The sequence below is a fragment of the Methylobacterium sp. Leaf85 genome, from assembly GCF_001422125.1.
Classification (GTDB): Bacteria; Pseudomonadota; Alphaproteobacteria; order Rhizobiales; family Beijerinckiaceae; genus Methylobacterium; species Methylobacterium bullatum.
Window position 1 is genome coordinate 304,459 of sequence record NZ_LMME01000023.1, and the last position, 26,118, is coordinate 330,576.

The window sequence follows — 26,118 nt, forward strand, 5'->3', positions numbered from 1 at the left end:
CGCAACCCCTAAAGTAAATTTGTTCCGCGCTTCGCGCCGATGCGGTGGGACATTATTCCGCGCGGACGAACGAGGCACGATGGGACACCGACGTGTCGAAAGTATTCGGCGGGACGTACACCATGACTTGTTCGGCTCGCTGAAGAGCTCAGGCCGAATGGGGGAGAAGCGTCGCGGGTCGCAGGGGAACGAGGCCCGCCTTGCGCTCGAGCAGGGTCGGCGGAGGCACGGGCGCTTCGATCGAGCAGACCACGCCGCTGGCCGCGAACATGAGCTGGACCTCGCCATCGAGCTCGCGGGCGAGACTGCGCTCGATGAGGCGCGAGCCGAACCCGGTGCGTGTCGGCTTCGTCACCGGTGGCCCGCCGCTCTCGCTCCAGCGCAGGAGGAGGCGGGTTTCCGGCTCCTTCACCACGCTCCAGCTGATCGTCACGGTGCCACCCTCCCGCGAGAGCGAGCCGTACTTGACCGCGTTGGTGCCGAGTTCGTGCAGCGCCATGGCGATGGAGAGCGCGAGCCGGGGCGGCAGGCGCAGATGCGGTCCCGACACGATGAATCGGGATCGACCCGCTTCGGTGGAATCGAGGGGAGCGGTGGCATCGGCCACCACGTTGCCGAGTTCCGCTCCCTCCCAGCTTTCGCGGGTGAGGACGTCGTGAACGCGGGCGAGTGCCAGGAGCCTCGCTTCGAACGCGGCCTTGGCCGCCGCCGCCTCCGGCGTGTCGAGGCCGCGCAGGGACTGGATGGCGATGGATTGGACGGTGGCGAGGGTGTTCTTCACGCGGTGGTTGAGTTCATGGATGAGCAGGAGCAGATGCTCTTCCGCGCGCTTGGCATCGGTGATGTCGACGTTGCAGCCGGTATAGCCGAGGAAGGTTCCCGTATCGTCGAGGCGCGGCACGCCTTCGCATCGCAGCCAGCGCACCACCCCGTCGCGATCCACGACCCGAACCTCCGCCCTCACGGGAACGCGGCCGATGAAGGCGTCAGAGAACTTGGCGGAGAACGCCGGCAGGTCGTCCGGATGGACGATCGTCTGCCACCCGCCGGCCGCCAGCGCGCTGGCCGGCTTCCCGAACAGGTGGTCGAAATGCAGGTTGGCGAAGCTGATCTCCCCGACCTCGTCCGTCATCCAGATCAGGGCGGGGGCCGAATCCGCCATGTGCCGGAATCGTGCCTCGCTCTCGCGCAGGGCCGAAAGGCCGCGTTCCGTCTCGGCGAGCGCCGTATCGCGTTCCTCGCCTCGGGTCCGTAGGCGCAGGGAGGCGTCCGCCAGCACGTCGCCGAGACGGCGGATCTCGTGGATCGGCGAGGTGATGCGCGGGATCGCCTCGCCGCGCGCCAAAGCCGGCCCCGTCGCCACGAGGCGGCGCAGCGGCTGCGAGACCTTCGACCAGAGATTGATGGCCAGGATCGACGAGGTCGCGAGGACGAGGAGGCCGAAGCCGGTGAAGGCCCAGATCCATCCGCGCAGTCGCGCATCCACCAGGGCCTTCGGAATCACCGCGCTCACCGTCCAGCCGGTGAGGCGCGAGCGGGCCTCCACGACCGTGACGGGGCGCATGTTGAAATCCTTGCCTTCCCAAACCCCCGGCGTCTCGGTCTGGCGCTGGCGAAGGGTCGCGAGGCGCGGGCGCCCGACGATCGATGCCGGATCGGGGATGCGGGCGAGGGCGATGCCGTCCCGGTCCGACACGCCCGTCATCCAGCCCTGGACGTATTCCCGGCCGAGGATGCCCTGCAGCCGGCTCACCGGCGCGAGGAAGCTGAGGACATAGGCGACCTCGCCCTCGGTCTGGACCGGCACGGCGATGGCATAGGTCGCGCGGTCGGGCATGCTGCCCGACAGGATGCCGGAGATCATCGCCCGCTGCGTGCCCGATGCGATCTCGCGGTCGAAGGGCAGGGCGGTCTTCGGCAGCGGCGCTCCGCGCGGGACCGAGGTGTTCACCAGTTGCTGGCCGTCCGGCCGACGCAGCAGGATGTCGAGCCCGACGGTTTCCCGGACGAGCCGTGCCTGCGCGTCGAAATTCTCGAATTCCGAGTCCTTCAGGCGGGGCGACGTCGCCAGGGTCTGCAGCACGGAGACGAGCCCCGCCGTGTCGCGGTCGATGGAGAGGGCGATCCCGCGAACGTTCTCGCGCGCATCCTGCTCGAAGCGCGCCCGCTCGGTCCCGGCATAGCGAAACAGCAGGATCGCCGTGAACAGCAATCCCGGCCCGATCAACGCCACCACGAGGGCGACCAGATACACCTGCGTCGAGAACCCGCGCTGCCGGATGCGCGCGAACAGCCGGCCCGGGGCCGTGGCCTGCCACCCACCGCTCTTCGTCCGCTCGGAAGCGGGGTCGATGTGGTTCTCGGGCTCGGCGTCGTGATGGGTCTCGGCGGTCATGGCCTGTCGATGTGACCGAGGTCGCGGGACGGCGCCAGCCGATCGCGGACACGCTGTTTCAAGGTCTTCACGTCGGGAAATCCCCCGTCCCGCGTCCGGTCCCAGATCGTCTCCGATCCGCAGACGATCAGGAAGACGCCGCCATTCCCCGGGATCAGGGCGACCTCGCCGATATCGTCGCGGAAGGTGGAGAGGAGCTCCTGCGCCATCCAGCCGGCGCGCAGGAGCCACTGACACTGCGTGCAGTAGGTGATGGAAACCCTGGGTTTCTCGACCTGTGGGGCAGGTGGCGTTTCATCCATGGCCGGCACAGCGACCCATGCACGGTGCCTTGTCAACCTGCCAGCGTAACAGTCGGCCCGTCGCTTGAACCGTTCGGCCCCCTGATAGACAGGGCGTTTGACGGCAGGAGTGCGCCCACCCGGCCTTTCACCCGCGGCATCGCGCCCTATCTCCACGAGCGTAGCCGGGCGGCAGGGGCCTGGACCCGTCCATACCATGCCCGATGCCGCGCCCGTCCGCGAGGAGCCACCCATGCCGTCCGTTCTGCGTCCCGCCGCCGCCGCGCCCTTCGCGCGCTCGCCCCGCCCATCGCTGATCCGCCGGATGCGGTCCGCGCTCGTCGCCGTCGCCCTGGCCACGACCCTTTCGGGCTGCGGCGCGATCAACCGGGTGCCCACCCTGGAGGAGAGCGCGAAATCCTCGTGGAGCGAGGTTCAGAACCAGTACCAGCGCCGCGCCGATCTGCTCCCGAACCTCGTGGAGACGGTGAAGGGCTACGCGCAGCAGGAGAAGGACGTGCTCGTCGGCGTCACCGAAGCCCGCGCGAAGGCGTCGAGCGTGAAGGTCGACGCCTCCACCGTCTCCGATCCCCAGAAGTTCAAGGAGTTCCAGGACGCCCAGAACCAGCTCTCCGGCGCCCTGGGCCGTCTCCTCGTCACCGTCGAGCGTTATCCCGACCTCAAGTCGAACCAGAACTTCCTGGCGCTGCAATCCCAGTTGGAGGGTACCGAGAACCGGATCGCGGTGGCGCGCCGCGACTATATCGGTGCCGTCCAGGCCTACAACACCGAGGTCCGCACCATACCGGGCCGCTGGATCGCCGCTTGGTTCTACCCCGAATCGAAGCCGATGGAGACGTTCACGGCGACGCCCAATTCGGACAAGCCGCCGGCCGTGAAGTTCTAGCGCGGTGACGAGGGCGGCGGTTGTTCGAGGGCGCGCGCCAGCGTCCGTCATGGCACTCGTCCTCGTCGTCCTGGCGGGGATGCTGCTGCTGGTGCGCGGCGAGGCCATGGCGGCGGAGCCGACCTTCCCGGCCCTCAGCGGCCGGGTCGTGGATGCCGCCGGCATCCTCAAGCCGGACGAGACGGCCGCGCTCGAAGCGCAGCTGAAGGCCTACGAGGAGAAGACCTCCGATCAGGTCGTCGTGGCGACGGTGCCCAACCTCCAGGGACTGACCATCGAGGATTACGGCAACCGGCTGTTCCGCTCCTGGGCCATCGGGCAGGCCAAGACCAACAACGGCGCGCTCCTCCTCGTGGCGCCCAACGACCGCAAGGTCAGGATCGAGGTCGGCTACGGCCTCGAAGGGGCGCTCACCGACGCCCTGTCGAAGGTCATCATCACCACCTCCATCGCGCCCCGCTTCAAGACGGGGGATTACGGCGGCGGCATCAAGGCCGGAATCGATGCCATGCTGTCGATCCTGAGCGGCGACGCCGAGGAGTGGCAGCGCAAGGGGAAGGTGCGAAGCGACGAGGCAGAGCCGTCCCACGTCGTCGGCTTCATCGTCCTCTTCCTGGTGATTCTGTTCGTCGTGTACCGGATGAATCGGGGCCGCCGTGGAGGCGGGTTCATCATCCTGCCCGGCCCATCCTCGGGGGGATGGAGCGGCGGCGTCTCCGGCGGCTTCGGGGACGGCGGGGGATTTTCGGGCGGGGGCGGCTCATCGGGAGGGGGCGGAGCCTCCGGGGATTGGTAGGATGCTGAGCGACACCGACAGGACGCGCATCGCCGACGCGATCGCCACGGCGGAATCGACCACGTCGGCGGAAATCGTCGTTCTCGTGGCCGCCCGCGCCGGCCTCTACCGGTCCGCCGCTTTGGTGCCGGCTTTGGCCCTCGGGCTCGCGGCGCCCTGGCCGCTGATCCTGCTCACCCCGTGGAGCGCCGCCTCGATCGCCCTGGCGCAGGCCGCCATCGTCCTCGCGGCGCTCGCCGCGGCCGCCCATCCGCGAGCCCGCCTTCTCCTCGTTCCACGCTCGATCCGACGGGCACGGGCGCACGAGGCGGCATCGCGGGAGTTCACCGCCCGCGGATTGGCCCGGACGCGTGGGCGCACGGGCATCCTGATCTACCTCGCCGTCGCCGAGGGCCATGCGGAGATCGTCGCCGATTCGGGCATCGCCTCCCGGATTTCTCCGGCGGCGTGGTCGTCGGCCATCGACGCGCTGCTGTCGTCCCTTCGACGCGGCGCGGCGACCGACGGCCTCGTCTCCGCCGTGGAGGGGATCGGCGCGGTCCTCGCGCAGCATTTGCCGCGTCGGGCGGGGGATATCGACGAGTTGCCCAACCGTGTGATCGTCACGGACTGACATCGTCCGCGCCTTTGTATTTTTCTCTCTGGCCCCGAAAGAATTTTTGAGCGAGAAGAAACCTGACGATCCGCCATCAAGGACGGGTCGCGGGAGCGAGACGTCGATGGGTGCTATACAGAAGCACGGGCCGTGGGCCCTTGTGGGTGCGTTGGGCGCGGCGGCCCTGGCGATCGTCGCCACCAGCCGCGGCGAATCGATCAACGCCCTGTGGATCGTCGTGGCGGCGGTCTGCGTCTATCTCATCGCCTACCGCTATTACTCGCTCTACATCTCCGACAAGGTGATGCAGCTCGATCCGAGCCGCAAGACCCCGGCCCACCGTCACAACGACGGGCTCGACTACGTCCCCACCAACAAGACCGTCCTGTTCGGCCACCATTTCGCGGCGATCGCGGGCGCGGGTCCCCTCGTCGGCCCGGTCCTGGCCGCGCAGATGGGCTACCTGCCCGGCATGCTCTGGATCCTGGCGGGCGTCGTGCTCGCGGGCGCGGTGCAGGACTTCATGATCCTGTTCATCTCCATGCGCCGCGACGGGCGCTCCCTCGGTGAGCTGATCCGGGCCGAGCTCGGCGTGATCCCCGGCGTGATCGCGCTGTTCGGCACCTTCATGATCATGGTGATCCTGCTCGCCGTGCTGGCGATGATCGTGGTCAAGGCGCTGGCCGAGAGCCCCTGGGGCACCTTCACGGTGGCGGCCACGATCCCGATCGCGATCCTGATGGGCCTCTACGCGCGCTTCATCCGGCCGGGCAAGATCGGCGAAGTGTCGATCCTCGGCTTCATCCTGCTCATGGCCGCCATCATCGGCGGCGGCCAGATCAACGAACACCCGGTCTGGGGCCCGGCCTTCACCTTTACCGGCACGCAGCTCACCTGGATGCTGATCGGCTACGGCTTCGTCGCCTCGATCCTGCCGGTCTGGCTCCTGCTCGCCCCGCGCGACTACCTCTCGACCTTCCTCAAGATCGGCACCATCATCGGTCTCGCGCTCGGCATCGTCGTCGTCGCCCCGCATCTGCAGATGCCGGCCATGACGAAGTTCGTCGACGGCACCGGCCCGGTCTGGGCGGGCTCCCTCTTCCCGTTCCTGTTCATCACCATCGCCTGCGGTGCCGTCTCCGGCTTCCACGCGCTGATTTCGTCGGGCACGACCCCGAAACTCATCGACAACGAAGCCGACACCCGCTTCATCGGCTACGGCGGCATGCTCATGGAGAGCTTCGTCGCGATCATGGCGCTGGTCGCCGCGAGCGTGATCGATCCGGGCATCTACTTCACCATGAACTCGCCGGGCGCCCTGCTCGGCACCTCCGCCGAGACGGCGGCCGCCGCCGTGACCAATCTCGGCTTCCCGATCTCCGCCGATGTGATCACCCAGACCGCCAAGGATGTCGGCGAGCACTCGATCATCTCGCGCACCGGCGGCGCCCCGACGCTCGCCGTCGGCATGGCCCACATCATCTCGTCCGCCATCGGCGGCAAGACGATGATGGCCTTCTGGTACCACTTCGCGATCCTGTTCGAGGCCCTGTTCATCCTCACCGCCGTGGATGCCGGCACGCGGGCGGGACGCTTCATGCTGCAGGACCTGCTCGGCCTGATCTCGCCGACCTTCAAGGACACCTCGGCCTGGGCGCCCAGCATCCTGGCCACGGCCCTCTGCGTCTCGGCCTGGGGCTACTTCCTCTACCAGGGCGTCACCGACCCTCTCGGCGGCATCTACACCCTGTGGCCGCTGTTCGGCATCTCGAACCAGATGCTGGCGGCCGTGGCGCTGACGCTGGCCACCGTGGTGATCTTCAAGATGAAGCGCGAGCGCTACGCCTTCGTCACGGTCATCCCCACCGTCTGGCTGTTGATCTGCACGCTCACGGCGGGCTGGCAGAAGATCTTCTCGGCCGATCCCAAGATCGGCTTCCTGTCCCATGCGGACCGGTTCTCGGCGGCGATCGCCGAGGGCAAGGTGCTGGGTCCGGCCAAGAACATGGCCGACATGCACAAGATCGTCTTCAACGACCGGATCGACGCGGCGCTGGCCGTCATGTTCGTCGGCCTCGTGGTGGCCATCGCCGTCTTCGGCGTCCAGGCCTGCCTGAAGGCCTACAGGGCCGACCGCTGGACGGCGCTCGAGAGCGGCGGCCCGTCCCCCGTCCCGGCGGAGTAAGAACCATGGCGCTGTCGTCGACGGAATTGCGGGACCGGCTCAAGACCTTCTCGAAATGCGTCTGTGACGGCGCCCGCCTCATGGTGGGGCAGGGCGATTACGAAGCCTATGCCGCCCATATCCGCCGGACCCATGCCGACCAGGAGCCGATGACCGAGCGGGAATTCTACCGCAACCGGGAGAATGCCCGGTTCGGTGTCGGTAACCGGAATGGTTTCCGCTGCTGCTGATCGGAGCGATCTCCTTCGATCATTCGACAGTCGGTGAGACAGATCTCCCCCTCCATCGCGATCACGCGATGAAAACGCTTTTAATACAGGTCTCCGGGCGACATTCGAAGACCGGACGGGGGCTTTGTGACAATGGCGGCGGCCCCGTACTTCATCCGGGCAAGAGCAGGCCGATCTAAAGTCACGTCGGCGGGTAGCCTCGTCTGAGACGATAGGCTTATATGTCGCCTCCAGAGAGAGGAGGTATCATGTCGCAGCCGCCAATGACCGACACGCGATCCGGGATGGACCGCTCCGGCCCGATCACCTTCGACAGAACACTCAAGGGCCTCACCGGCATCGCCGTCCGTGGCTTCCTCCTGTCCCTCGTCACCTTCGGCATCTACCGGTTCTGGTACATCACCGAGTTGCGGCGCTACTTCTGGAACCGGACAATCGTCGACGGCAGCCCGGGCGAATATACCGGAACCGGCAAGGAGCTGTTCCTCGGCTTCCTCGTCGCCGTCGCCATCCTGATCCCCGTCTACGTGCTGATCTTCATCGCGACGATCTCCGCGCCCTGGCTCGCGGCCTTCGGCAGCGTGCTGTCCTTCCTCGTCCTCTACGTCCTCGGCCAGTTCGCGATCTATCGCGGCCGGCGCTATCGCGCCTCGCGCACCCTGTGGCGCGGCATCCGCCTCGGGCAGGACGGATCGGCGATCACCTACGCGCTGATGGCTATCGGCTGGTCGCTGCTGACGCTTCTGACCCTCGGCCTCGCCTTCCCCTTCATGCGCGCGAGCCTGGAGCGGTACCGGATCAATCACACCCTGATCGGGTCGAGCCGGATGGAATCCACCGCGCGCGGGCGCTCGCTGCTGCTGCCCTGGCTGGCCTTCTACGTGGTGGTGGTGCTGCCCATCGCCGCCGCGCTGATCGCCTTCCTCGTGGCCGCCGATTTCACCATCCCCGACGACCTGTTCATCCCCAAGGAGGGGGGCAAGCCCGGCGAGACGGAGTTCAACAGCGATTACGAGGGCACCCCCATCGCAACGTTCGGGGAGCTCTTCCTCACGACGCTGGGGATTACCATTCCTCTCGGGCTGCTGCTCATCCCCTTCTACCGGGCGCGGGAGACACGGCTCTTCATGAACGCGGCCAGCCTCGGCCCCGTGCGCCTTTCGTCCACCCTGAAGGCCCGCCAGTTCTACTGGCCCTATCTCGTCTACCTTCTCTCCGTGATCGGATTCGTGCTGATCCTCGGCCTCGTCATCGGCGGCGGCGGCCTGCTCCTCCAGGCGCAGGGCATGGAAAGCGGATTTCATTGGGCGCTCTTGTTCGGCATGGCATTCGGCTATCTCGGCGGCGCGCTGTTCTTCGCGGTCCTCTATGTCCGGGTCATCACGGCGCGGCTCTGGGCCGCGGTCGCCACCACGACGGTGGTCGAGAATGCCGGCGGCCTCGATGCCGTGCTCGCGTCGAGCCGGCGCGTGGGCAGCGGCCTCAACGAGGGCCTCGCCGACGCGCTGGATGTCGGCGGCGCCCTCGAAGTGGGGTTCTAGTGCCGGCACAAGCGGTCCACGGCACGTACTACGATGGCTTGAGCGCCAGGGCCCATCCCGTGACCCTGGTCCTCGAGGACAGCCTGGAGATCACCGGGCGGGACCTCCGCCTCGCCTGGACACTCGCCGACCTCGCGGCGGGCGACACGGCCGCCCCGCTCATGCGGGTCGGCCCGGCGGGACGTGCCGAGCGGGTCGATTTCACCGACGAGACTCTGGCCGCCGCGCTGAAGGATCGCTGTCCGGACCTGTACCGAACCGACTCCTCCGCCTCGGGCGGTCGCCTGCGCCTCGTCCTGTGGTCGATCGCGGCCGGGATCTCGGTGATCGGTCTGGCGATCTACGGTGTCCCGGCCATTGCCGTGCGTCTGGCACCCGTCATCCCGGCGGCGATCGAAGCGCGGCTCGGCGGCGCGGTGGACGGGCAGATCGGCAAGATCCTGGGCGACCCGCCGGTCTGCGGCGATGCCCCGGCGCGGGCCGTCCTCGACCGGCTGATCGAGCGGATGACGGCGAATGGCGGCCTGCCGGTCGATCCGGCGATCAGCGTCCGCCGGCACGCCATCGCCAATGCCCTGACCTTGCCCGGTGGGCGGGTCGTCGTGCTGTCGGACCTCATCGATCAGTCCCGGACGCCCGACGAATTCGCCGGCGTGCTGGCCCACGAATTCGGCCATGTCGCCGCGCACGATCCCATGCGCGCTCTGCTGGCGGCGAGCGGAAGCTCGTTCCTCCTCAGTCTCGTGCTGGGCGACCTGACCGGCTCCACGATCGTCGTCGCGGTGGGACAGGCCGCCATCTCGGCCGGCTATTCGCGTGAGGCCGAGAACGCGGCGGATTCCTATTCGGTGGAGGTCATGCGCCGGTCGGGCGGGGATGCGACGGCGCTGGCGACGATCCTCGAACGCATCGCCAAGGACGACGAGAAGCCCGAGTTCGCGGGCCTGCTCCGCAGCCATCCCTTCACGGTGGAACGCGCCAACCGCATCCGCGCGATGGCGGGCTCGGAGACGGTGGGCCGCCGCATTCTCGATGAGACGGACTGGACGACGCTCAAGGGCATCTGCCGCAACGTGCCGGCCAAACCCGCGAAATAGGCGCGGTCCTGGGAGGAGCGTCTCCGCGTACCGGTTACATCCGGAAACAAATATCCCGGCCCGGTCCGCCGCTTGCGTCGCGGCGTCACGGCTACAGATCACCTCGTCGCATGCGACGAACGTGGTACACCAGCCCGAATAGGTTTGCGCGGATACCGTATGGGCCTCGTCCAGTATGCTCTGAAGTTTCGCATCACGATCTACGTGCTGGCCGTGCTGATGATGCTCGGGGGAGCGGCCTCGGTGATCGTGGCGCCCAAGGACGTGCTGCCCACCGTGGACATCCCGGTGGTCGTGGTGGTGTGGACCTATACCGGCCTTTCGACCTCCGAGATGGAGCGTCGCATCACGACCTATGCGGAGTTCTCGCTCTCCAACAACGTCAACAACATCGCCCGGATGGAATCGACGACCCTGCAGGGCACGGCGATCCAGAAGGTCTATTTCGACCAGTCGGTGAGCATCGATCTCGCCATCGCCCAAACCGTCTCGGCGATGAACTCGATCCGCTCGACCATGCCGCCGGGGGTGCAGCCGCCCATCGTCCTGCGGTTCTCGGCTTCCTCCGTCCCGGTGATCCAGCTCTCGCTCTCCTCCACCAGCGAGAGCCTGACCAAGGTCTACGATTACGCGCAGTACCGCATCCGCCAGCGCCTGACCCAGGTGCCGGGCTCCACGCTGCCCTCGCCCTTCGGCGGCACGCCGCGCCAGATCATGGTCGATCTCGACCTCCAGGCCCTGCGCGCTCTGGGCCTGACGGCGCTGGACGTCACCAACGCCATGACGGCGCAGAACCTCACCGTGCCCTCCGGCCTCGCCAAGATCGGCGAGCAGCAATACCCGATCCAGCTCAACGCCACGCCGGACGCCATCGAGGCGCTCAATCAGGTGCCGATCCGGGTGGTCGGCGGACAGCCGGTGCTGGTGCGCGACGTGGCCAATGTCCGCGACGGCGGCCCGCCGCAGGTGAACATCGTGCGGGCCGACGGCCTGAACTCTGTGCTGATGCGCATCTTCAAGAACGGCACCGCCTCGACCCTCGACGTCGTCAACAACGTGAAGAAGGCCCTGCCGGACATCCGCGCCGCCGCCCCCGAGGGCATGGCGCTACGCGAATTGTTCGATCAGTCGGTCTTCGTCTCCGCCGCCATCGAGGGCGTGATCCACGAGGCGGTCATCGCCGCCGCGCTCACCGGCCTGACCATCCTGCTGTTCCTCGGCTCCTGGCGCTCCACCATCGTGGTGCTCGTCTCGATCCCGCTGTCGATCCTGACCTCGCTCGCGATCCTCACGGCGCTGGGCGAGACCATCAACGTCATGACGCTGGGCGGACTCGCCTTGGCGGTGGGCATCCTCGTGGACGACGCCACGGTGGCCATCGAGAACACCTACCGGCTGTTCGAGGAGGGGGAGCCGTTCCGCAAATCCGTGGTGGAGGGCGCGGCCGGCATCGCCAAACCCGCGCTGATCTCGACACTCTCGATCTGTGCCGCCTTCGTCTCGGTCTTCGCCCTCACGGACACGCCGAAATACCTGTTCACGCCCCAGGCGCTCGCCGTCGTCTTCGCGATGCTGACCTCCTACGTCCTGTCCCGCACCCTGGTGCCGGTGCTGATCGACGTGCTCGTGGCACGGGAATACGAAGCGCATCACGGCAAGGGCGGGCAGGCTCCGCGAAGGGGCCGCGTCGCCCGTGCGCTGGGATGGCTGTTCGGGCCGCTCTTCCGCCTCGCGGGCTGGTTCCGGCGGGGATTCGAAGCCCGGTTCGCCCGCTTCCACCGTAGCTATCTCGGACTGCTCCACGTGGTCCTGCGCCGCCGCGTCGTCACGCTGGCCACCGTGGCGGTGATCTTCGCGGGCACGGCGGGCCTGTTCGGCTTCGTCGGCCAGGATTACTTCCCGCAGGTCGAATCGAGCCAGATGACGCTGCATCTGCGCACCCGGCCGGGCATGCGCATCGAGACGGCGGTGCAGACCTTCGCCGAAGTCCAGGCCGTCGTCCGCGAGGTCATCCCCGAGGGCGAGATCGACCAGGTTCTCGACAATCTCGGCCTGCCCGCGAACAACTACAATTTCGCCTTCTCGGACGGGTCGTTCGTCGCCAACAACGACGGACAGATGCTCATCAACCTGAAAGAGGGCCACGGCTCGGTCGCGGACTACACCAAGCGCCTGCGCGAGGTGCTGCGCGAGCGCTTCCCCGACCTGATCGTCTATTTCCAGCCATCCGACATCATCACGCAGATCCTCAATTTCGGAACGCTGGCGCAGATCGACATCCAGGTCTCGGGCCGCAACACCGCCAAGGACCTCGCCGCCGCGCAGAACATCGTCCGTCGCCTCAAGGAGACGCGCGGGGCGGTGGACGTCCATCTCCACCAGATCGTCGGCACGCCGCAATTCTTCGTCGATGTCGACCGGCGCCTCGCCTCCGAGCTCGGCCTCACCGAGCAGCAGATCGCGCAAGGGCTCAACGTCTCCCTGTCCGGCTCCTTCCAGGTGACGCCGAACTTCTGGACCGACCCGAAGACCGGCATCCCCTACCAACTCTGGGTGCAGACCCCGGAATACCGCAACGACAGCCTCACGGCGATCCAGAACACTCCGCTCCTCGTCAGCGGCAATTCCGATGCGCCGGGCGTGCTGACGCTGCTCTCCAGCGTCTCGACCATGCGCCGCGAGGGGTCGCAGACCGTGATCAACCACGTCAACACGCAGCCGACCTTCAACATCTACGCGGCGGTGCAGGATTCCGATCTCGGTTCGGTGGCCAAAGACATCCGCCGGATCGTCGAGGAAGAGCAGAAGGCCCTGCCGGCTCCGGACAAGATCACCGTGCGCGGGCAGATCGAGAACATGCAATCGGCCTTCTTCCGCATGGGAATCGGCCTCTCCATCGCCCTGGTGGCGGTCTATCTGCTCATGGCCGTGAACTTCCAGTCTTGGGGCGACCCACTCGTGGTGCTTGCGGCGCTCCCGCTCGCCTTCTGCGGGATCGTCGCGAGCCTGTTCATCACCGGCACGACCTTCTCGATCCCGTCGCTGTTCGGGGCGATCATGTCGGTGGGGATCGCGTCGGCCAATTCCATCCTCCTCGTCACCTTCGCCAAGGAGCACCGGGAGGCGACGGGATGCAGCGCGGCGGAAGCGGCGTTGCTGGCGGGTGAAACGAGACTGCGGCCGGTGCTGATGACGGCGGGCGCGATGTTCCTTGGCCTTATCCCCATGGCGCTGGGCACCGGGGAGGGCGGCGAGCAGAACGCGGCGCTGGCCCGCGCCGTGATGGGCGGCATCGCCATCGGCACGCCCTCGACCTTGCTCTTCGTGCCCTTCCTCTACACCCTCCTCAGGCGGGGCGAGGTCAAGCCGCTTCAGGATTACGCATGAGCGGGAACAGCCCTGGTGACGCGATCGATGAGAAGTCCGGCACGGTGACGGCTCATGGTTCGAGTGATGGGTCCGGGCGAGGCCCGGCGGAGATCCCGCCGCCGCCGGGGAAGGGGCCGTTCCTCATCGCCGGGCTCATCGCCGTCGGCCTGCTCGGCTGGGGCGGTTACGGCCATTGGCAGAAGGCCGCCGCGGCGCAAGAGACGCAGCGCAAGGCCAGGGAGTTCGTGCCGAAGCTGCGGACCATCGCGGTGGAGCGGGCCGACCAGCCCATCGACATCACCCTGCCCGGACAGACCGACGCCTTCGCCAGGGCCTCCCTCTTCGCCCGTGCCACGGGCTACATCGCCGAGCGCCGGGTCGATATCGGCACGCGGGTGAAGCAGGGCGACATCCTCATCCGCATCGCCGCCCCCGATCTCGACCAGCAGCTGGCGCAGGCCCAGGCGCAGGTGGGCCAACTCGAAGCCCAGCTGCTCCAGGCGAGGGCCATGGTCGATCAGGCGAAAGCCAACGTGAATCTCGCCACCGCCACCAACAGCCGTACCTCGACCCTCGCCGTGCAGGGCTGGGCCTCGAAGCAGAACGCGGACAATTCCCAGGCCAGCGTCCTGAGCCAGGGCGCGAGCCTCGCCTCGGCGGAAGCGGGAGTGAAGGTGGCCGAGGCCAACATCAAGGCGCAGCGCGCCACCGTGGACCGCCTGAAGGCACTGACCGGCTTCAAGGACGTGATCGCCCCGTTCGACGGTGTCGTGACCGCCCGCAGCGTCGATATCGGCGATCTCGTCCAGGCTGACGGCACCGGCACCGCCCTGCTGTCCATGGACCGGGACGACGTCCTGCGCGTGGTCGTCAACGTGCCCCAGAATCTCGCCGTCGGGGTAAGCCCGGGCGTCGCCGCGACGATCAAGGTGCCGCAGATCCCGGACCGGACCTTCTCCGGCAAGGTCGAGCGCAGCTCGGTCGCCCTGCTGACCTCGTCCCGGACCCTGACCACGCAGGTGGACGTTCCCAATGGCGACGGCAGCCTGCGGCCCGGCCTCTACGTCTACGTGACGCTGAAGGTGCCGCGGACGGGAAGGAACACGGTCATCCCGGCCGAGGGCCTGGTGTTCAATCAGCGCGGCACCCAGGTCGCGATCTCCCGCGACGACGGCACGGTGGAATGGCGCGGCGTCCATATCCAGCGCGATCTCGGCACCACCATCGAGATCGACCAGGGGTTGGACGGGGGCGAGCAGATCGTCCTGAGCCCGCCCGTCGACCTGCGCGATGGGCAGAAGATGGAGCGCCAGGCCCCCAAGCAGGATGGGAAGCCCCTGAAATCGGCGGCACGATAGCGCCGGCTGGCCGGGTGCGCAGCCCGGCCCAGCCGTCCGGCAGGTTCCGCGGAAGGGGGATGATGGCGTAGAGCCTCACCCTCCATGCGCCCTCTCGCGCATCCCTCGGAACGGCCCTGGATCATGCTCGACCGCCCCGCCTCGGACACCCTCGATCGCGCGCATGTGGCGGCGATGAGCGCCGCGATCACCTGCGTGGCGGTGGTCGGCATCGGCCTCAGCCTGTCGATCCCGCTCCTCTCCCTCGAGATGGAGCGTATGGGCGTGTCGAGCACGGTCATCGGCATCAATACGGCTCTGGCGGGTCTCGCCAGCATCGTCACCGTGCCGTTCGTGCCGCGTCTGGCCGCCCGGATCGGCGTCGTGCGCTTTCTCATCCTGGCGATCTGCGTCGGCGCCGCCTCCCTCGTCGGGTTCAAGCTGCTCCACGATATCCGCTGGTGGTTCCCCCTCCGCTTCGTCTTCTCGGCGACGCTGGGCGTCCTCTTCGTGCTGTCCGAGTTCTGGATTAACGAGGTCGCGCCCCCGGCCCGGCGCGGCCTCGTCATGGGCATCTACGCGACGGTGCTTGCGCTGGGTTTCGCGGTGGGACCAACCCTCCTCGTCGTCATCGGCACCCATGGCTATGCACCGTATTGCGCCGGTGCGGCTCTCTTCCTCCTCGGGACCGTGCCCATCGCCCTGGCGCGCGGCCTGGCGCCGGTGATCGAGGGAAAGAGCAGCCGAGGCGTCCTCGGCTATGTCCGGCTGGCGCCGGCCGCCATCTTCGCGGCCCTGGTCTACGGCGCCGTCGAGACCGGGGGATTCGCCATCCTGCCGCTCTACGGCCTGCGGATCGGGCTCGATGCGGAGAGTGCCGCCGGTCTCGTCAGCATGCTCGCTCTCGGCCACGTCCTGTTCCAGATCCCGTTCGGCCTCCTCGCCGACCGGTTCGACCGCCGCCACCTCCTCCTCGCCTCGGCCCTTGGCGGTGCGATCGGCGCGGCCTTGATCCCGGCGGCCTCGGCGTCCCCTTTCTGGCTCGCCGTCCTACTGCTGATCTGGGGCGGCCTGACCGGCACGCTCTACACGGTCGGCTTGGCCCATCTGGGGGCCAGCGTGCGCGGGGCCGAGCTCGCCGGCGCGAATGCCGCTTTCCTGATCTTCTACAATGTCGGCCTGATGGTCGGGCCGCCGATCATCGGCGGCGGCATGGACCTGATGCCCCCCCAGGGCTTCGCCCATGCCATGTGCGGCGTGCTCGTCGCCTATGCCGGCCTCGTCCTGTGGCGGCTTCGGAGAACCGCCCCGGCCTTGACGAAGTGAGCCCGATGAGGCAATGACCGCGCGGAATTCAGCCGGTCCGTGCCGGCCATTTTGCGTTTCGCTCAAGCGGAATGCCGCCACCTTCAGGAGCACCGCGCCATGGCCAAGGCCGTCACCGTTAAAGTCAAGCTGATCTCGACCGCCGACACCGGCTACTTCTACGTCACGAAGAAGAACTCCCGGACGCAGACCGAGAAGCTGTCCATGAAGAAGTACGACCCCGTCGTGCGCAAGCATGTCGACTTCAAGGAAACCAAGATCAAGTAAGCTTCGTCTCCTCATCGAGACAGCACAAAAAAGCCGCCCTTTCGGGCGGCTTTTTCCGTTTGGGATCGGTGCCGGGATTACAGCGGCGCGGTGGGGTAGGAGCGCACGCCCGGACGGGCGCCGGGGACCGTGGTGGCATCGGAGGGCGTCGTGGTCGGCGCGGTCCAGCCATCGGCCTTCCAGCCTTCGGCGCGCTCGGTGACGTTCACCGAACCGTGCTCTTCCAGCACGTCCATCACCTGCGACGCGCGGGCATCGTTGGCCTTGACGGTCACGAGGGTACCGCCCCGGCGCACGCCCTCGCTGTAGGTATGGGCATCGGCTTCGCTCAAGCCCGCGCCGGTCAGGCCGCCGACGAGGCCACCGGCCGCGGCACCGATGCCGGCACCGGCCAGGGTGGTGACGAGCCAGCCGGCGGCGACGACGGGACCGACGCCCGGGATGGCGAGGAGGCCGAGCCCGGTCAGGAGGCCGGCCGCGCCGCCCAGCAACGTACCGACGCCCGCTCCGGTGCCGGCACCCGTCGATGCCGTCTCGGCGGTGTCGGTGCGAGTATGATCGGCGGTGGTCACGCGTCCGGCATGCCGGTCGTTCTCGTTGCTGCTGACGATGCTGATGTCGCTGTGGCTGATGCCCGACGCTTCGAGCTTGGCGACAGCCTTACCGGCATCGTCGTAGGAATCGTAGAGTGCCGTAATGGTCTGGTATGCCATGGGATCGTTCCTCTCACTGTATCGACAGGCCTGCGGCTTCAGGGGCGCGGCTAGTTGGCCGCGACGTTGCCCTTGAAGTCGACGCCGACGGTGACCGGCTTGCCGTTGAGCGTCGCCGCCCCGCGCCAGATGCCCTTGTCGTCCTTCTTGAGTTCCTTGACGTCCTTGTAGCCCGCCTGCTCGAGCCGGCTGCGGGTCTGGCCCTCGGTGAAGCTGTTGGCGCCTTCTTCGAGCTTGGCGTTGGCCGCTGTCGCCTGTGTGGTGGCGGGGCGGTTCGCGTCGGGCTTGTCGGTGTTGGGCCGCGTCACGGATTCCTGGCCGCCGGACTTGGCGCTCGTCTCGGCGTCGGTGGCGGGCTTGCCGGTCACGGTGGTCTGCGCGTAGGCCGCGCTCGAACCAAGAATCGCCACAAAGGCGAGTGTAGCCAGCTGATGTCGCATGATAATCTCCCTCATCGGACCCATTCAATTCCGATGGAAGCCAAAGCGTTCCGTAGATATCACCCGATACACGGCCGCTAAGCGTAGCTGGGATCGCGGCCGTCTCGAAAAATATTTAGCGTTACCATTGCAACCATGCTTCAGGCCGCCACCCATGGCTCAGATGCATGTCGATATCGCCAGGCTCCTACCTGCGATCTTACCGGAGCGACCACGTCGAAGGAGGCTTCGTCCCGGTCCGGCACGTCGCAATTGTGTGAATGTACAACGCTCTTAGGCCCGGATACCGAGCGCCCCACGCGATGATCCGGCCATAGGCACTGTCAGGCCCAGACATCGCTGCTCGAACACGGGTGGAAACGATGGCGACGTACAGCGTCTACGACAAGGTCGATTTTCGAACGCTGGATATCTGGCACCTCGATAAGACGGGTGGACTTTATTACGATACTGGCCCGAACGGATACGAGCTCGATTTCAACGATCGCACGGCCATCCTGGTCCAAGGCCACGATCTGACTTACGCGAGGAACGGAGACCCGACATCGGGGACGACGACGGCACTCGATTACGACGACGGCGCGGGCCTCTACAGCACGCTGCGCGGCATCGACGTGACGGTCGCCCACGAGAAGACATTCTTCGATCACAACGACACGCAATACGTGCTGAAGGACATCTTCGCCGGGAACGACACGATCAACGGATCGCGGTATTCCGACTACATCGATGGCTATACCGGCGCCGATACGATGAAGGGCGGCGATGGTGACGACGTCTACATCGTCGATAATTCCGGCGATCGCGTCATCGAGCGGAGCTTGAACGGCGTCGACCTCGTCAAATCCTCCGTGTCCTTCTCCATCGGCGGCCAGTTCATCGAGAACCTCACGCTCACCGGCACGTCGGCGATCGACGGAACCGGCAACACCGGGGACAACGTTCTCACCGGCAACGCCGCCGCAAACACGCTGAAGGGCGGCGCGGGGGACGATGCGCTGATCGGCGGACGCGGCCGCGACGTCCTCCTCGGCGGGGCGGGCGACGACACCTTCCAGTTCAAGTCCGTCAGGGACAGCGCGGTGGGCGCCGAGCACCGGGACCAGATCTCGGATTTCACCATCGGTGCCGACCATATCGATCTGCACCTGATCCAAGCCGTGACGGGTGCGACGGGCGATCAGCCTTTCAGCTTCATCGGCGACGCCGCCTTCAGCAAGCAGGCGGGCCAGCTCCACGCCCTCGTCTCAGGCAGTGCGACGATCGTGGAGGGCGACGTGACCGGCGACGGCAAGGCCGACTTCCAGATCTCCCTCAAGAACGTGGTGGAGAGCCTGCACGCGAGTGACTTCCTCCTGTAGCCGGCACGTCGTTCGGACGTCGAGCCCGCGGCCGGGCAGCCATCCCGGCACGGCATAACCATCTGCGACGATGGATTCTCGGCGTTCGGCGATGACGGGCATCGTGTTCCTGCGATAGAGCGGACGGAACCAGCCCCGCGTTCCGCCAAGATCGCCGAACCCGCATCCGTCACTGTGAGGAATCTGCCATGACCGACGAATTCGACGTCGATCTGTTCGTCATCGGTGGCGGCTCGGGGGGCGTGCGGGCGGCACGCATCGCGGCCGGCTACGGCGCCAGGGTCAGTCTTGCCGAAGAGTACCGGATCGGCGGCACCTGCGTGATCCGCGGCTGCGTTCCGAAGAAGCTCATGGTCTATGCCGGGCGCTTCGCCGACGAGTTCGAGGACGCGGCCGGATTCGGCTGGTCGGTGGGCGAGCCGCGCTTCGACTGGAGCGTCCTGAAAACCCGCCGGGACGCCGAGGTCTCGCGCCTCGAATCGATCTACGACACCAATCTCGAACGGGCGGGCGTCACCGTCATCGCGGAGCGGGCCGTCATCGAGGACGCGCATACGATCCGCCTCGTCGCCTCGGGGCGCCGCGTGCGGGCGAAATACATCCTCGTGGCGGTGGGCGCGTATCCGGTGAAGGTGCCGGTCATTCCCGGCGGCGATCTCGGCATCACCTCCAACGAAGTCTTCGAGCTGGAGACCTTGCCCGAGCGTATCCTCATCATCGGCGGCGGCTACATCGCGGTGGAATTCGCCAGCGTCTTCGCGCATCTCGGGTCGCGCACGACCCTGCTGCACCGGGGCGACCGCCTGCTGCGCGGGTTCGACGACGAGGTCCGCGACGCCCTCGGCCTCGCCTTCGACAAGCGCCTGGATCTCCGGCTCGACCAGACGGTGGAGCGCCTCGAACGGCGCGACAGCGGCATCGCCGCCACCCTGGGCGATGGCAGCGTCATCGAGGTCGACCAGGTTCTCGTCGCCACGGGGCGCAAGCCGGCGGTGAGCGGCCTCGGCCTGGAGAATGTGGGCATCGAGACCGACGAGAGCGGCGCGATCCCGGTGGACGCCTTCTCGCAGACCAGCGTGCCCTCGATCTACGCGGTGGGCGACGTCACCAACCGTGCCGCCCTGACGCCCATCGCCATCCGGGAGGGCCATGCCTTCGCCGACACCGTCTTCGGCGGCAAGCCTTGGGCGGTGAACCACGACCTCATCGCCACCGCCGTGTTCTCGACGCCCGAAATCGGCACCGTCGGCCTCACCGAGGATCAGGCGCGCGAGCGGTTCGAGGCGGTCGATATCTACAAGTCGAGCTTCCGCTCGATGAAAGCGACGCTCTCCAACAGCGCCGAGCGTGTCCTGATGAAGATCATCGTGGATTGCGCCAGCGACCGGGTGCTCGGCGTCCATATCGTCGGCCACGATGCCGGCGAGATCATCCAGGCGGTGGCCATCGCCGTGACGATGGGCGCGACGAAGGCCGATTTCGACCGGACCATCGCGGTCCATCCCACCGCGGGCGAGGAACTCGTCACCATGCGGGTGCCCGCCGTGACCAAACGGCCGGAGGGAGTGGGTTAGAGCCGCACCCCGGAACAGGGACTCGGCGCTGCCGTTGGCTTGCCAACCGACCCAGCGTCAGAGGCCCAGCGAATGACCGACAAGATGGCGGAGCCGAAGATCGAGGCCTATGGCGGGCCGGCCGGCGGCTGGGGCTCGGCGCAGTCCCTCACCGAGATCCTCCTGCGGGAGGAGATCCCGGTGTCGGGCGCGGCGCTGCTGATGAAGCAGAACAAGCCGGACGGCTTCATGTGCGTATCCTGCGCCTGGGCCAAGCCCGCCAAGCCGCTGACGTTCGAATATTGCGAGAACGGCGCGAAGGCGACGGCCTGGGAGCAGACCGCCAAGCGCTGCGGCCCCGACTTCTTCGCCAGGCACACGGTGACGGAACTCCGCGACTGGACGGATTACGCCCTGGAAGAGCAGGGCCGGCTCACGCATCCGATGCGCTACGATGCGGGCAGCGATCGTTACGTGCCGGTCTCCTGGGACGAGGCGACGGCGGCGATCGGTCGGGAATTGCGTGCCCTCGATCCGAAATCGGCGGTGTTCTACGCATCGGGCCGGGCGTCGCTGGAGACGTCCTATATGTACGGGCTCCTTGCCCGGATGTACGGCAACAACAATCTGCCCGACTCGTCCAACATGTGCCACGAGCCGACCTCCGTCGGCCTCAAGGCGTCGATCGGCGTCCCCGTGGGAACGGTGGTGCTGGAGGATTTCGACACCACCGACCTGATCCTGTTCTTCGGCCAGAATGTCGGCTCGAACGCGCCCCGGATGCTGCACCAGTTGCAGGAGGCCCGCAAACGCCGGGTTCCGATCGTCACCTTCAACCCGCTGCGCGAGCGCGGGCTCGAGCGCTTCACCAACCCACAATCGGTGGTGGAGATGGCGACGCGCCACGCCACGGAGATCTCGACCCAGTACCATCAGGTCAAGGCGGGCGGCGATCTCGCGGCGATCACCGGGATGTGCAAGGCGCTCATCGCCGCCGACCGGGAGGCGCTGGGCGTCGGACGTCCGGGCATCCTCGACCGGAGCTTCATCGACGAGCACACCCACGGGTTCGACGCCTTCGCGGCCTATTGCGAAAGCCAGGATTGGGCGGCCCTCGAAGGCCGGTCGGGTCTCACCCGCACCGCCATCGAGGCGGCGGCCACCGTCTATGCCCGCGCGCGTGCCGTCATCGGCGTCTACGGCATGGGGTTGACCCAGCATCGCAAGGGCACGGAATCCGTGCAGATGCTGGTGAACCTCTTGCTCCTGCGCGGAAATATCGGGCGGAAAGGCGCCGGCCCCTGTCCGGTTCGCGGCCATTCCAACGTTCAGGGCCAGCGCACGGTGGGGATCACCGAGAAGCCGGAACTCGCGCCCCTCGATGTCCTGAAGGAGCAATACGGTTTCGAGCCGCCCCGCGAGAAGGGCCTCAACACGGTGGAGGCCTGCGAAGGTATCGTGTCCGGGGACGTGAAGGCCTTCATCAGCCTCGGCGGCAACTTCGTCCGCGCCATCCCCGAGACGGTGCGGATGGAGGAGGCATGGCGGACCATGCGCCTCACCGTGCAGATCTCGACCAAGCTCAACCGCTCGCACCTCATCAACGGTGAGGTCGCCTATATCCTGCCCTGCCTCGGCCGGATCGAGATCGACACCCAGGCAAGCGGACCGCAGGCGGTCTCGATGGAAAGCTCGACCTCGTGCTTCCATGGCTCGCGGGGCAAGACCAATCCGGTGAGCGACCAGGTCCGCTCCGAGCCCTGGATCGTCGCCGAGATCGCCAAGGCGACGCTGGAGCCGAATCCGAACGTTCCCTGGGACTCATGGGTCGGTGACTATTCCCGCATTCGCGGGGCCATGGAGGCGACCTACCCCTCGGTGTTCCACAACCTCGAAGGCCGGATGTTCGAGCCGGGCGGCATCCACAAGCCGCTGGCCGCCCGCGACCGCCGCTGGGAGACGGAGACGGGCAAGGCCAATTTCACGGTTCCGGAGGGAATCGAGGCCGATCCCGACATGCCGCTGCGGAGCGAAGATGCCCTCGACCTCATCACGTTGCGCTCGAACGACCAGTTCAACACCACCGTCTACGGCTATGACGACCGCTTCCGTGGCGTGAAGGGCACGCGGACGATCCTGTTCATGAATGCCGACGACATCGCTCGCCTGGGCTTTGCCGATGCCGAGATCGTCGACGTGACGACGGTCTCCGACGATAGGGTCCGTTCGGTGAAGGGGCTTCGCATCGTCGCCTACAACATCCCGCCGGGGAATTGCGCGGGCTACTACCCGGAGCTCAATCCGCTGATCCCGCTCTGGCACCACGACGAGCAATCGAAGACGCCGGCCGCCAAGGCGATCCCGGTGACCATCGCCCGCTCGGCCTCGACCCTTCAGGGTTGAGGCCGCCGCGTCCTCCGGCGCCATGAAGTCGGCGATGCGGGGCTCTCTTGTTTCGAGCGGCTTTCGCGCTCCATAACGGGGCATGGCAAAGAACGACGACGCGCACGACCGGCGCCAGGCGATCATCGACCGAATGCTGGAACAGGCGCTGTTTCCGGATGTCGATCGTCGCCTGCCGAGTCACGACGCCCTGCCGGAGGACATGCGTGAGACGGTGGATCGCCTGCTCGCCAAGGCCGAAGCGCAGCGGGCGCGCCGCCTGACCTACGAGGATCTGGAGGAGGCCCTGCCGCCGCGCGACGTGACGGCCGAGGATCTCGAGGCGATCTTCTGGATCCTGTCGGAACACGGCATCGCCGTGGAGGACGGGGAGGGGGAGTAGGGCGAGGCAGCCGCTCCCGCGTAAAGAGCGAGCGTGCCGTCCTCGACGAGTCCGGAGAAACGCAGTCTTAACGGGAACTCGTCCAAACTTGGTTGTAGACCAATTTCTGGACGACTCTTCCGTGATCGAGCGGCGCACGACGATCGATGCCATCCGTGGTCTCTGCCTCGTCAACATTTTCGTCAATCATCTCGATGGTGGCTATCTCTTCCACCTCTCGCCGTCCCGCCTCGGCTTCTCCGACAGTTCGGAGGTGTTCGTCCTGCTCAGCGGGATCTCGACGTCGCTCGCTTTCTCGAAGCGCCCGCATCCGGTGGACGTCGCCGGGCTCGTCAGACCCCTGTGGGTGCGGGCCATGCGGCTGCACACGTTCAATATTGCCCTGATTCTCGCGACCCTCGCCCTGCTCGCGCTCATTCTGGAAATCCGCGGGCCAATCGGCGAAGTCACGGGCGACGCGGCCTTGCTGCGCGACCACGGCCCCTGGACGATGTTCTGGCATGCGGTGACGTTCCGTCAGACCGTCGGCTATTCCAGCGTCCTGCGCCTCTACGTAGTGCTGATGCTGATCGCACCCGTCCTGCTGCGCCTGGCCGCGTGGCGCTGGTGGGCCCCGATCCCGCCCGCGCTGATCACCTGGGCCATCGCCGGCCATTTCGATCTCGTCTTGCCCAACAGTCTGTCCGGCCAACCCTTCGCCCTGACCATCCTGCCCTGGACCCTCCTGTTCGCGACAGGGATCGCCCTCGGCCGGGCGATGACGCTGGACGTCCCGTTGCCCCATAGCGGCTCGGCGCTTGCCCTATCCCTGGCCTACCTCGCCACATACCCGATGCTCGCCGCGATCGTGATCCGCGTCTCGCCGGACGCCCTCGAATGGGCGGAGCATCGCAACGCGTCGTTCTGGTTCGGCGCCAGCAAAACCTACCAATCGCCGCTGCGTTTCCTGCATGTGATGGCCCTGGCCTATGTCGTCGCCGCCGCGCCGCGAGCGCCGCTCATCCGCCTGTTGTATCGGATGGGGCCCGATCACCCTCTCAGTCGCCTCGGCCGGAATTCCCTTCTCGTCTTCACCGTCGGGGCCGTCGCAGCCGTGGCGGTGAGCGAAATGCTCCATCTCGTCAGGATCCACGTCACCGACGTCCTCGCCGCGAGGATCGCCATCGAGTTGGCGCTGACAGGCATCTTCATTCGCGCCGCGCTCTGCCTCTCACCCAAGGCCTCGCGCCCAGGTCGATCCGCTCCGGCGGTCCCCGCCATGGCGTGAGGCCCGAGGAACCCGGCCGCCTTCGGTCTCGCCCCCTCGATGTCACGGGCGAGGAACCCGCTCGCCGTTCCGCCGTCTCGCCGTGGCGATGACCTCGCGCGCGGGGCAGCCCGTCGATCCGAAGCGCTCGCTTCTCTTCGAGAACCGCTCTATAAGCCGCGCTCTTCGCAAAGGATTCCCCCTTTCGTGAAGCCGGCCGAGAGGTGGACGGGAGATCATCATGGGCGAGCGTTGGACATCGAAGACCGGTTGGACGCCGACATCCTGGCGCAACCTGCCGATCCAGCAGGTACCGGCCTATCCGGATGCCGCTGCGCTCCAGACGGTCGAGACCCAGCTCGCCAGCTTTCCGCCCCTCGTTTTTGCAGGTGAGGCGCGCAAGCTGAAATCCGCGCTCGCCCGCGTCTCCACCGGGGAAGCTTTCCTGCTGCAGGGCGGCGATTGCGCCGAGAGCTTCGACGAGCATTCGGCCGACAACATCCGCGATTTCTTCCGCGTCTTCCTGCAGATGGCGCTGGTGCTCACCTTCGCGGGCGGGTCGCCGGTGGTGAAGGTCGGGCGCATCGCCGGGCAGTTCGCCAAGCCGCGCTCCTCGCCCACCGAGACGATGGATGGCGTGAGCCTGCCGAGCTACCGGGGCGACATCGTCAACGGCATCACCTTCTCGGAGGAGGCGCGCATCCCTGATCCGCGCCGGCAGTTGGAGGCGTACCGCCAGTCGGCGGCGACGCTCAACCTGCTGCGTGCCTTCGCGACCGGCGGCTATGCCAATCTCGAGAACGCGCACCGCTGGATGCTCGGCTTCGTCAAGGACAGCCCGCAATCCTCGCGCTACCAGGACGTGGCGGAGCGGATGAGCGACGCCCTCGACTTCATGCGCGCCATCGGCATCAACCCCGAGACGCACCAGGAGGTCCGCACCACGGATTTCTTCACGAGCCACGAGGCGCTGCTGCTGGGCTACGAGGAGGCGCTGACCCGCGTCGATTCCACCAGCGGTGACTGGTACGCCACATCGGGTCACATGCTCTGGGTCGGCGACCGCACCCGTCAGGCGGATCACGCGCATATCGAGTATGCGCGCGGGATCAAGAACCCGATCGGGCTGAAATGCGGGCCGTCGATGACCTCCGAGGGGCTGATCAAGCTGATCGACCAGCTCAACCCGGAGAACGAGGCAGGCCGCCTGACCCTGATCTGCCGCTTCGGCGCGGACAAGGTCGGCGAGCATCTGCCCGGTCTGATCCGCACGGTGGAGCGTGAGGGCCGCAAGGTCGTGTGGGTCTGTGACCCGATGCACGGCAACACCATCGCGGCCGGCCGTTACAAGACGCGTCCGTTCGAGCGGGTGATGACGGAGATCGAAGGCTTCTTCGGCGTCCACCGGGCGGAGCAGACCATCGCCGGCGGCATTCATCTGGAGATGACCGGCAAGAACGTGACGGAATGCACCGGCGGCGCCCGCGCGCTGACGGCCGACGACCTGCAGGATCGCTACCACACCTATTGCGATCCCCGCCTCAATGCGGAGCAGGCGCTGGAAGTCGCGTTCCTCACGGCCGAACTGGTCAAGCGCGAGCGCGCCGAGATCGTCCGCCCACGCCTCGACGCCGCCGAGTAACACCGGACCCAAGCAGGTTTAGCAAAAGTAGTCACCGGTTTTGCGCTCCAAA

The 26,118-nt window shown here is 67.1% G+C and carries 21 protein-coding genes; 17 read left to right on the plus strand and 4 right to left on the minus strand.

Annotated elements, in window-relative coordinates; all coding sequences use genetic code 11:
* Window positions 1–148 precede the first annotated feature (148 nt).
* Both ASF08_RS13635 and ASF08_RS13640 read right to left on the minus strand, forming a co-directional pair.
* Window positions 149–2,395, minus strand: coding sequence for a sensor histidine kinase (locus ASF08_RS13635; RefSeq protein ID WP_443136822.1), 2,247 nt, complete (start codon window positions 2,393–2,395; stop codon window positions 149–151).
* On the minus strand, window positions 2,392–2,697 hold the full coding sequence (locus ASF08_RS13640; protein WP_018044586.1) for a SelT/SelW/SelH family protein: 306 nt from the start codon (window positions 2,695–2,697) through the stop codon (window positions 2,392–2,394). The genes ASF08_RS13635 and ASF08_RS13640 overlap by 4 nt, the downstream gene beginning before the upstream one ends.
* A gap of 232 nt (window positions 2,698–2,929) precedes the next feature.
* Between ASF08_RS13640 and ASF08_RS13645 the strand changes: the two genes are divergently transcribed.
* The 11 genes from ASF08_RS13645 (at window position 2,930) to rpmG (ending at window position 16,326) form a co-directional block, all read left to right on the plus strand.
* A complete protein-coding gene (locus ASF08_RS13645; protein ID WP_156629586.1) occupies window positions 2,930–3,583 on the plus strand; it encodes a LemA family protein in 654 nt (217 codons plus the stop codon).
* A gap of 49 nt (window positions 3,584–3,632) precedes the next feature.
* Window positions 3,633–4,379, plus strand: a complete 747-nt coding sequence (locus ASF08_RS13650; protein WP_056146149.1) for a TPM domain-containing protein — start codon at window positions 3,633–3,635, stop codon at window positions 4,377–4,379.
* 1 nt (window position 4,380) lies between these two features.
* Window positions 4,381–4,992, plus strand: coding sequence for a TPM domain-containing protein (locus tag ASF08_RS13655; protein WP_056146153.1), 612 nt, complete (start codon window positions 4,381–4,383; stop codon window positions 4,990–4,992).
* A gap of 106 nt (window positions 4,993–5,098) precedes the next feature.
* Window positions 5,099–7,159, plus strand: a complete 2,061-nt coding sequence (locus tag ASF08_RS13660) for a carbon starvation CstA family protein (RefSeq protein WP_056146156.1) — start codon at window positions 5,099–5,101, stop codon at window positions 7,157–7,159.
* Window positions 7,160–7,164: 5 nt separating this feature from the next.
* On the plus strand, window positions 7,165–7,389 hold the full coding sequence (locus ASF08_RS13665) for a YbdD/YjiX family protein (RefSeq protein WP_027172736.1): 225 nt from the start codon (window positions 7,165–7,167) through the stop codon (window positions 7,387–7,389).
* Between the two features lie 248 nt (window positions 7,390–7,637).
* Window positions 7,638–8,930, plus strand: coding sequence for a YjgN family protein (locus tag ASF08_RS13670; protein WP_056146158.1), 1,293 nt, complete (start codon window positions 7,638–7,640; stop codon window positions 8,928–8,930).
* On the plus strand, window positions 8,930–10,027 hold the full coding sequence (locus tag ASF08_RS13675; protein ID WP_056146160.1) for a M48 family metallopeptidase: 1,098 nt from the start codon (window positions 8,930–8,932) through the stop codon (window positions 10,025–10,027). Before ASF08_RS13670 ends, ASF08_RS13675 begins: the two co-directional genes overlap by 1 nt.
* Before the next feature lie 159 nt (window positions 10,028–10,186).
* Window positions 10,187–13,414: an efflux RND transporter permease subunit gene (locus ASF08_RS13680; RefSeq protein ID WP_056146162.1), complete on the plus strand. Its 3,228-nt coding sequence runs from the start codon at window positions 10,187–10,189 to the stop codon at window positions 13,412–13,414.
* On the plus strand, window positions 13,411–14,754 hold the full coding sequence (locus ASF08_RS13685) for an efflux RND transporter periplasmic adaptor subunit (protein WP_200931858.1): 1,344 nt from the start codon (window positions 13,411–13,413) through the stop codon (window positions 14,752–14,754). The genes ASF08_RS13680 and ASF08_RS13685 overlap by 4 nt, the downstream gene beginning before the upstream one ends.
* A gap of 123 nt (window positions 14,755–14,877) precedes the next feature.
* On the plus strand, window positions 14,878–16,059 hold the full coding sequence (locus tag ASF08_RS13690; RefSeq protein ID WP_056146577.1) for an MFS transporter: 1,182 nt from the start codon (window positions 14,878–14,880) through the stop codon (window positions 16,057–16,059).
* A 99-nt stretch (window positions 16,060–16,158) separates the two neighbouring features.
* Window positions 16,159–16,326, plus strand: coding sequence for a 50S ribosomal protein L33 (gene rpmG, locus ASF08_RS13695; RefSeq protein WP_018044575.1), 168 nt, complete (start codon window positions 16,159–16,161; stop codon window positions 16,324–16,326).
* 77 nt (window positions 16,327–16,403) lie between these two features.
* Here the strand turns inward: rpmG and ASF08_RS13700 are convergent, their stop codons facing one another.
* Both ASF08_RS13700 and ASF08_RS13705 read right to left on the minus strand, forming a co-directional pair.
* Entirely contained in the window at window positions 16,404–17,039 is a 636-nt protein-coding gene (locus ASF08_RS13700) for a general stress protein (RefSeq protein ID WP_056146166.1), read from the minus strand.
* Window positions 17,040–17,089: 50 nt separating this feature from the next.
* The gene (locus tag ASF08_RS13705) at window positions 17,090–17,479 is read right to left on the minus strand and encodes a hypothetical protein (RefSeq protein WP_018044573.1); all 390 of its coding nucleotides are present in this window, start codon (window positions 17,477–17,479) and stop codon (window positions 17,090–17,092) included.
* A gap of 362 nt (window positions 17,480–17,841) precedes the next feature.
* Between ASF08_RS13705 and ASF08_RS13710 the strand changes: the two genes are divergently transcribed.
* From ASF08_RS13710 to ASF08_RS13735, 6 genes are all read left to right on the plus strand, one after another.
* Window positions 17,842–18,840 (plus strand): M10 family metallopeptidase C-terminal domain-containing protein, encoded by a 999-nt coding sequence (locus ASF08_RS13710; protein WP_056146171.1) that lies wholly within the window; start codon window positions 17,842–17,844, stop codon window positions 18,838–18,840.
* Between the two features lie 188 nt (window positions 18,841–19,028).
* Window positions 19,029–20,414: a glutathione-disulfide reductase gene (gene gor / locus ASF08_RS13715; RefSeq protein ID WP_056146174.1), complete on the plus strand. Its 1,386-nt coding sequence runs from the start codon at window positions 19,029–19,031 to the stop codon at window positions 20,412–20,414.
* Between the two features lie 84 nt (window positions 20,415–20,498).
* The gene (locus tag ASF08_RS13720; protein WP_056146578.1) at window positions 20,499–22,796 is read left to right on the plus strand and encodes an FdhF/YdeP family oxidoreductase; all 2,298 of its coding nucleotides are present in this window, start codon (window positions 20,499–20,501) and stop codon (window positions 22,794–22,796) included.
* A gap of 82 nt (window positions 22,797–22,878) precedes the next feature.
* Window positions 22,879–23,178: an RNA polymerase sigma factor region1.1 domain-containing protein gene (locus tag ASF08_RS13725; protein ID WP_018044569.1), complete on the plus strand. Its 300-nt coding sequence runs from the start codon at window positions 22,879–22,881 to the stop codon at window positions 23,176–23,178.
* A gap of 121 nt (window positions 23,179–23,299) precedes the next feature.
* Window positions 23,300–24,445 carry an OpgC domain-containing protein gene (gene opgC, locus ASF08_RS13730; protein WP_056146177.1) on the plus strand — a complete coding sequence of 382 codons (1,146 nt, stop codon included), beginning with the start codon at window positions 23,300–23,302 and terminating at the stop codon, window positions 24,443–24,445.
* A 220-nt stretch (window positions 24,446–24,665) separates the two neighbouring features.
* Complete coding sequence (locus ASF08_RS13735) at window positions 24,666–26,066, plus strand: class II 3-deoxy-7-phosphoheptulonate synthase (RefSeq protein ID WP_056146180.1); 1,401 nt, start codon at window positions 24,666–24,668, stop codon at window positions 26,064–26,066.
* The last annotated feature ends 52 nt before the right edge of the window (window positions 26,067–26,118 follow it).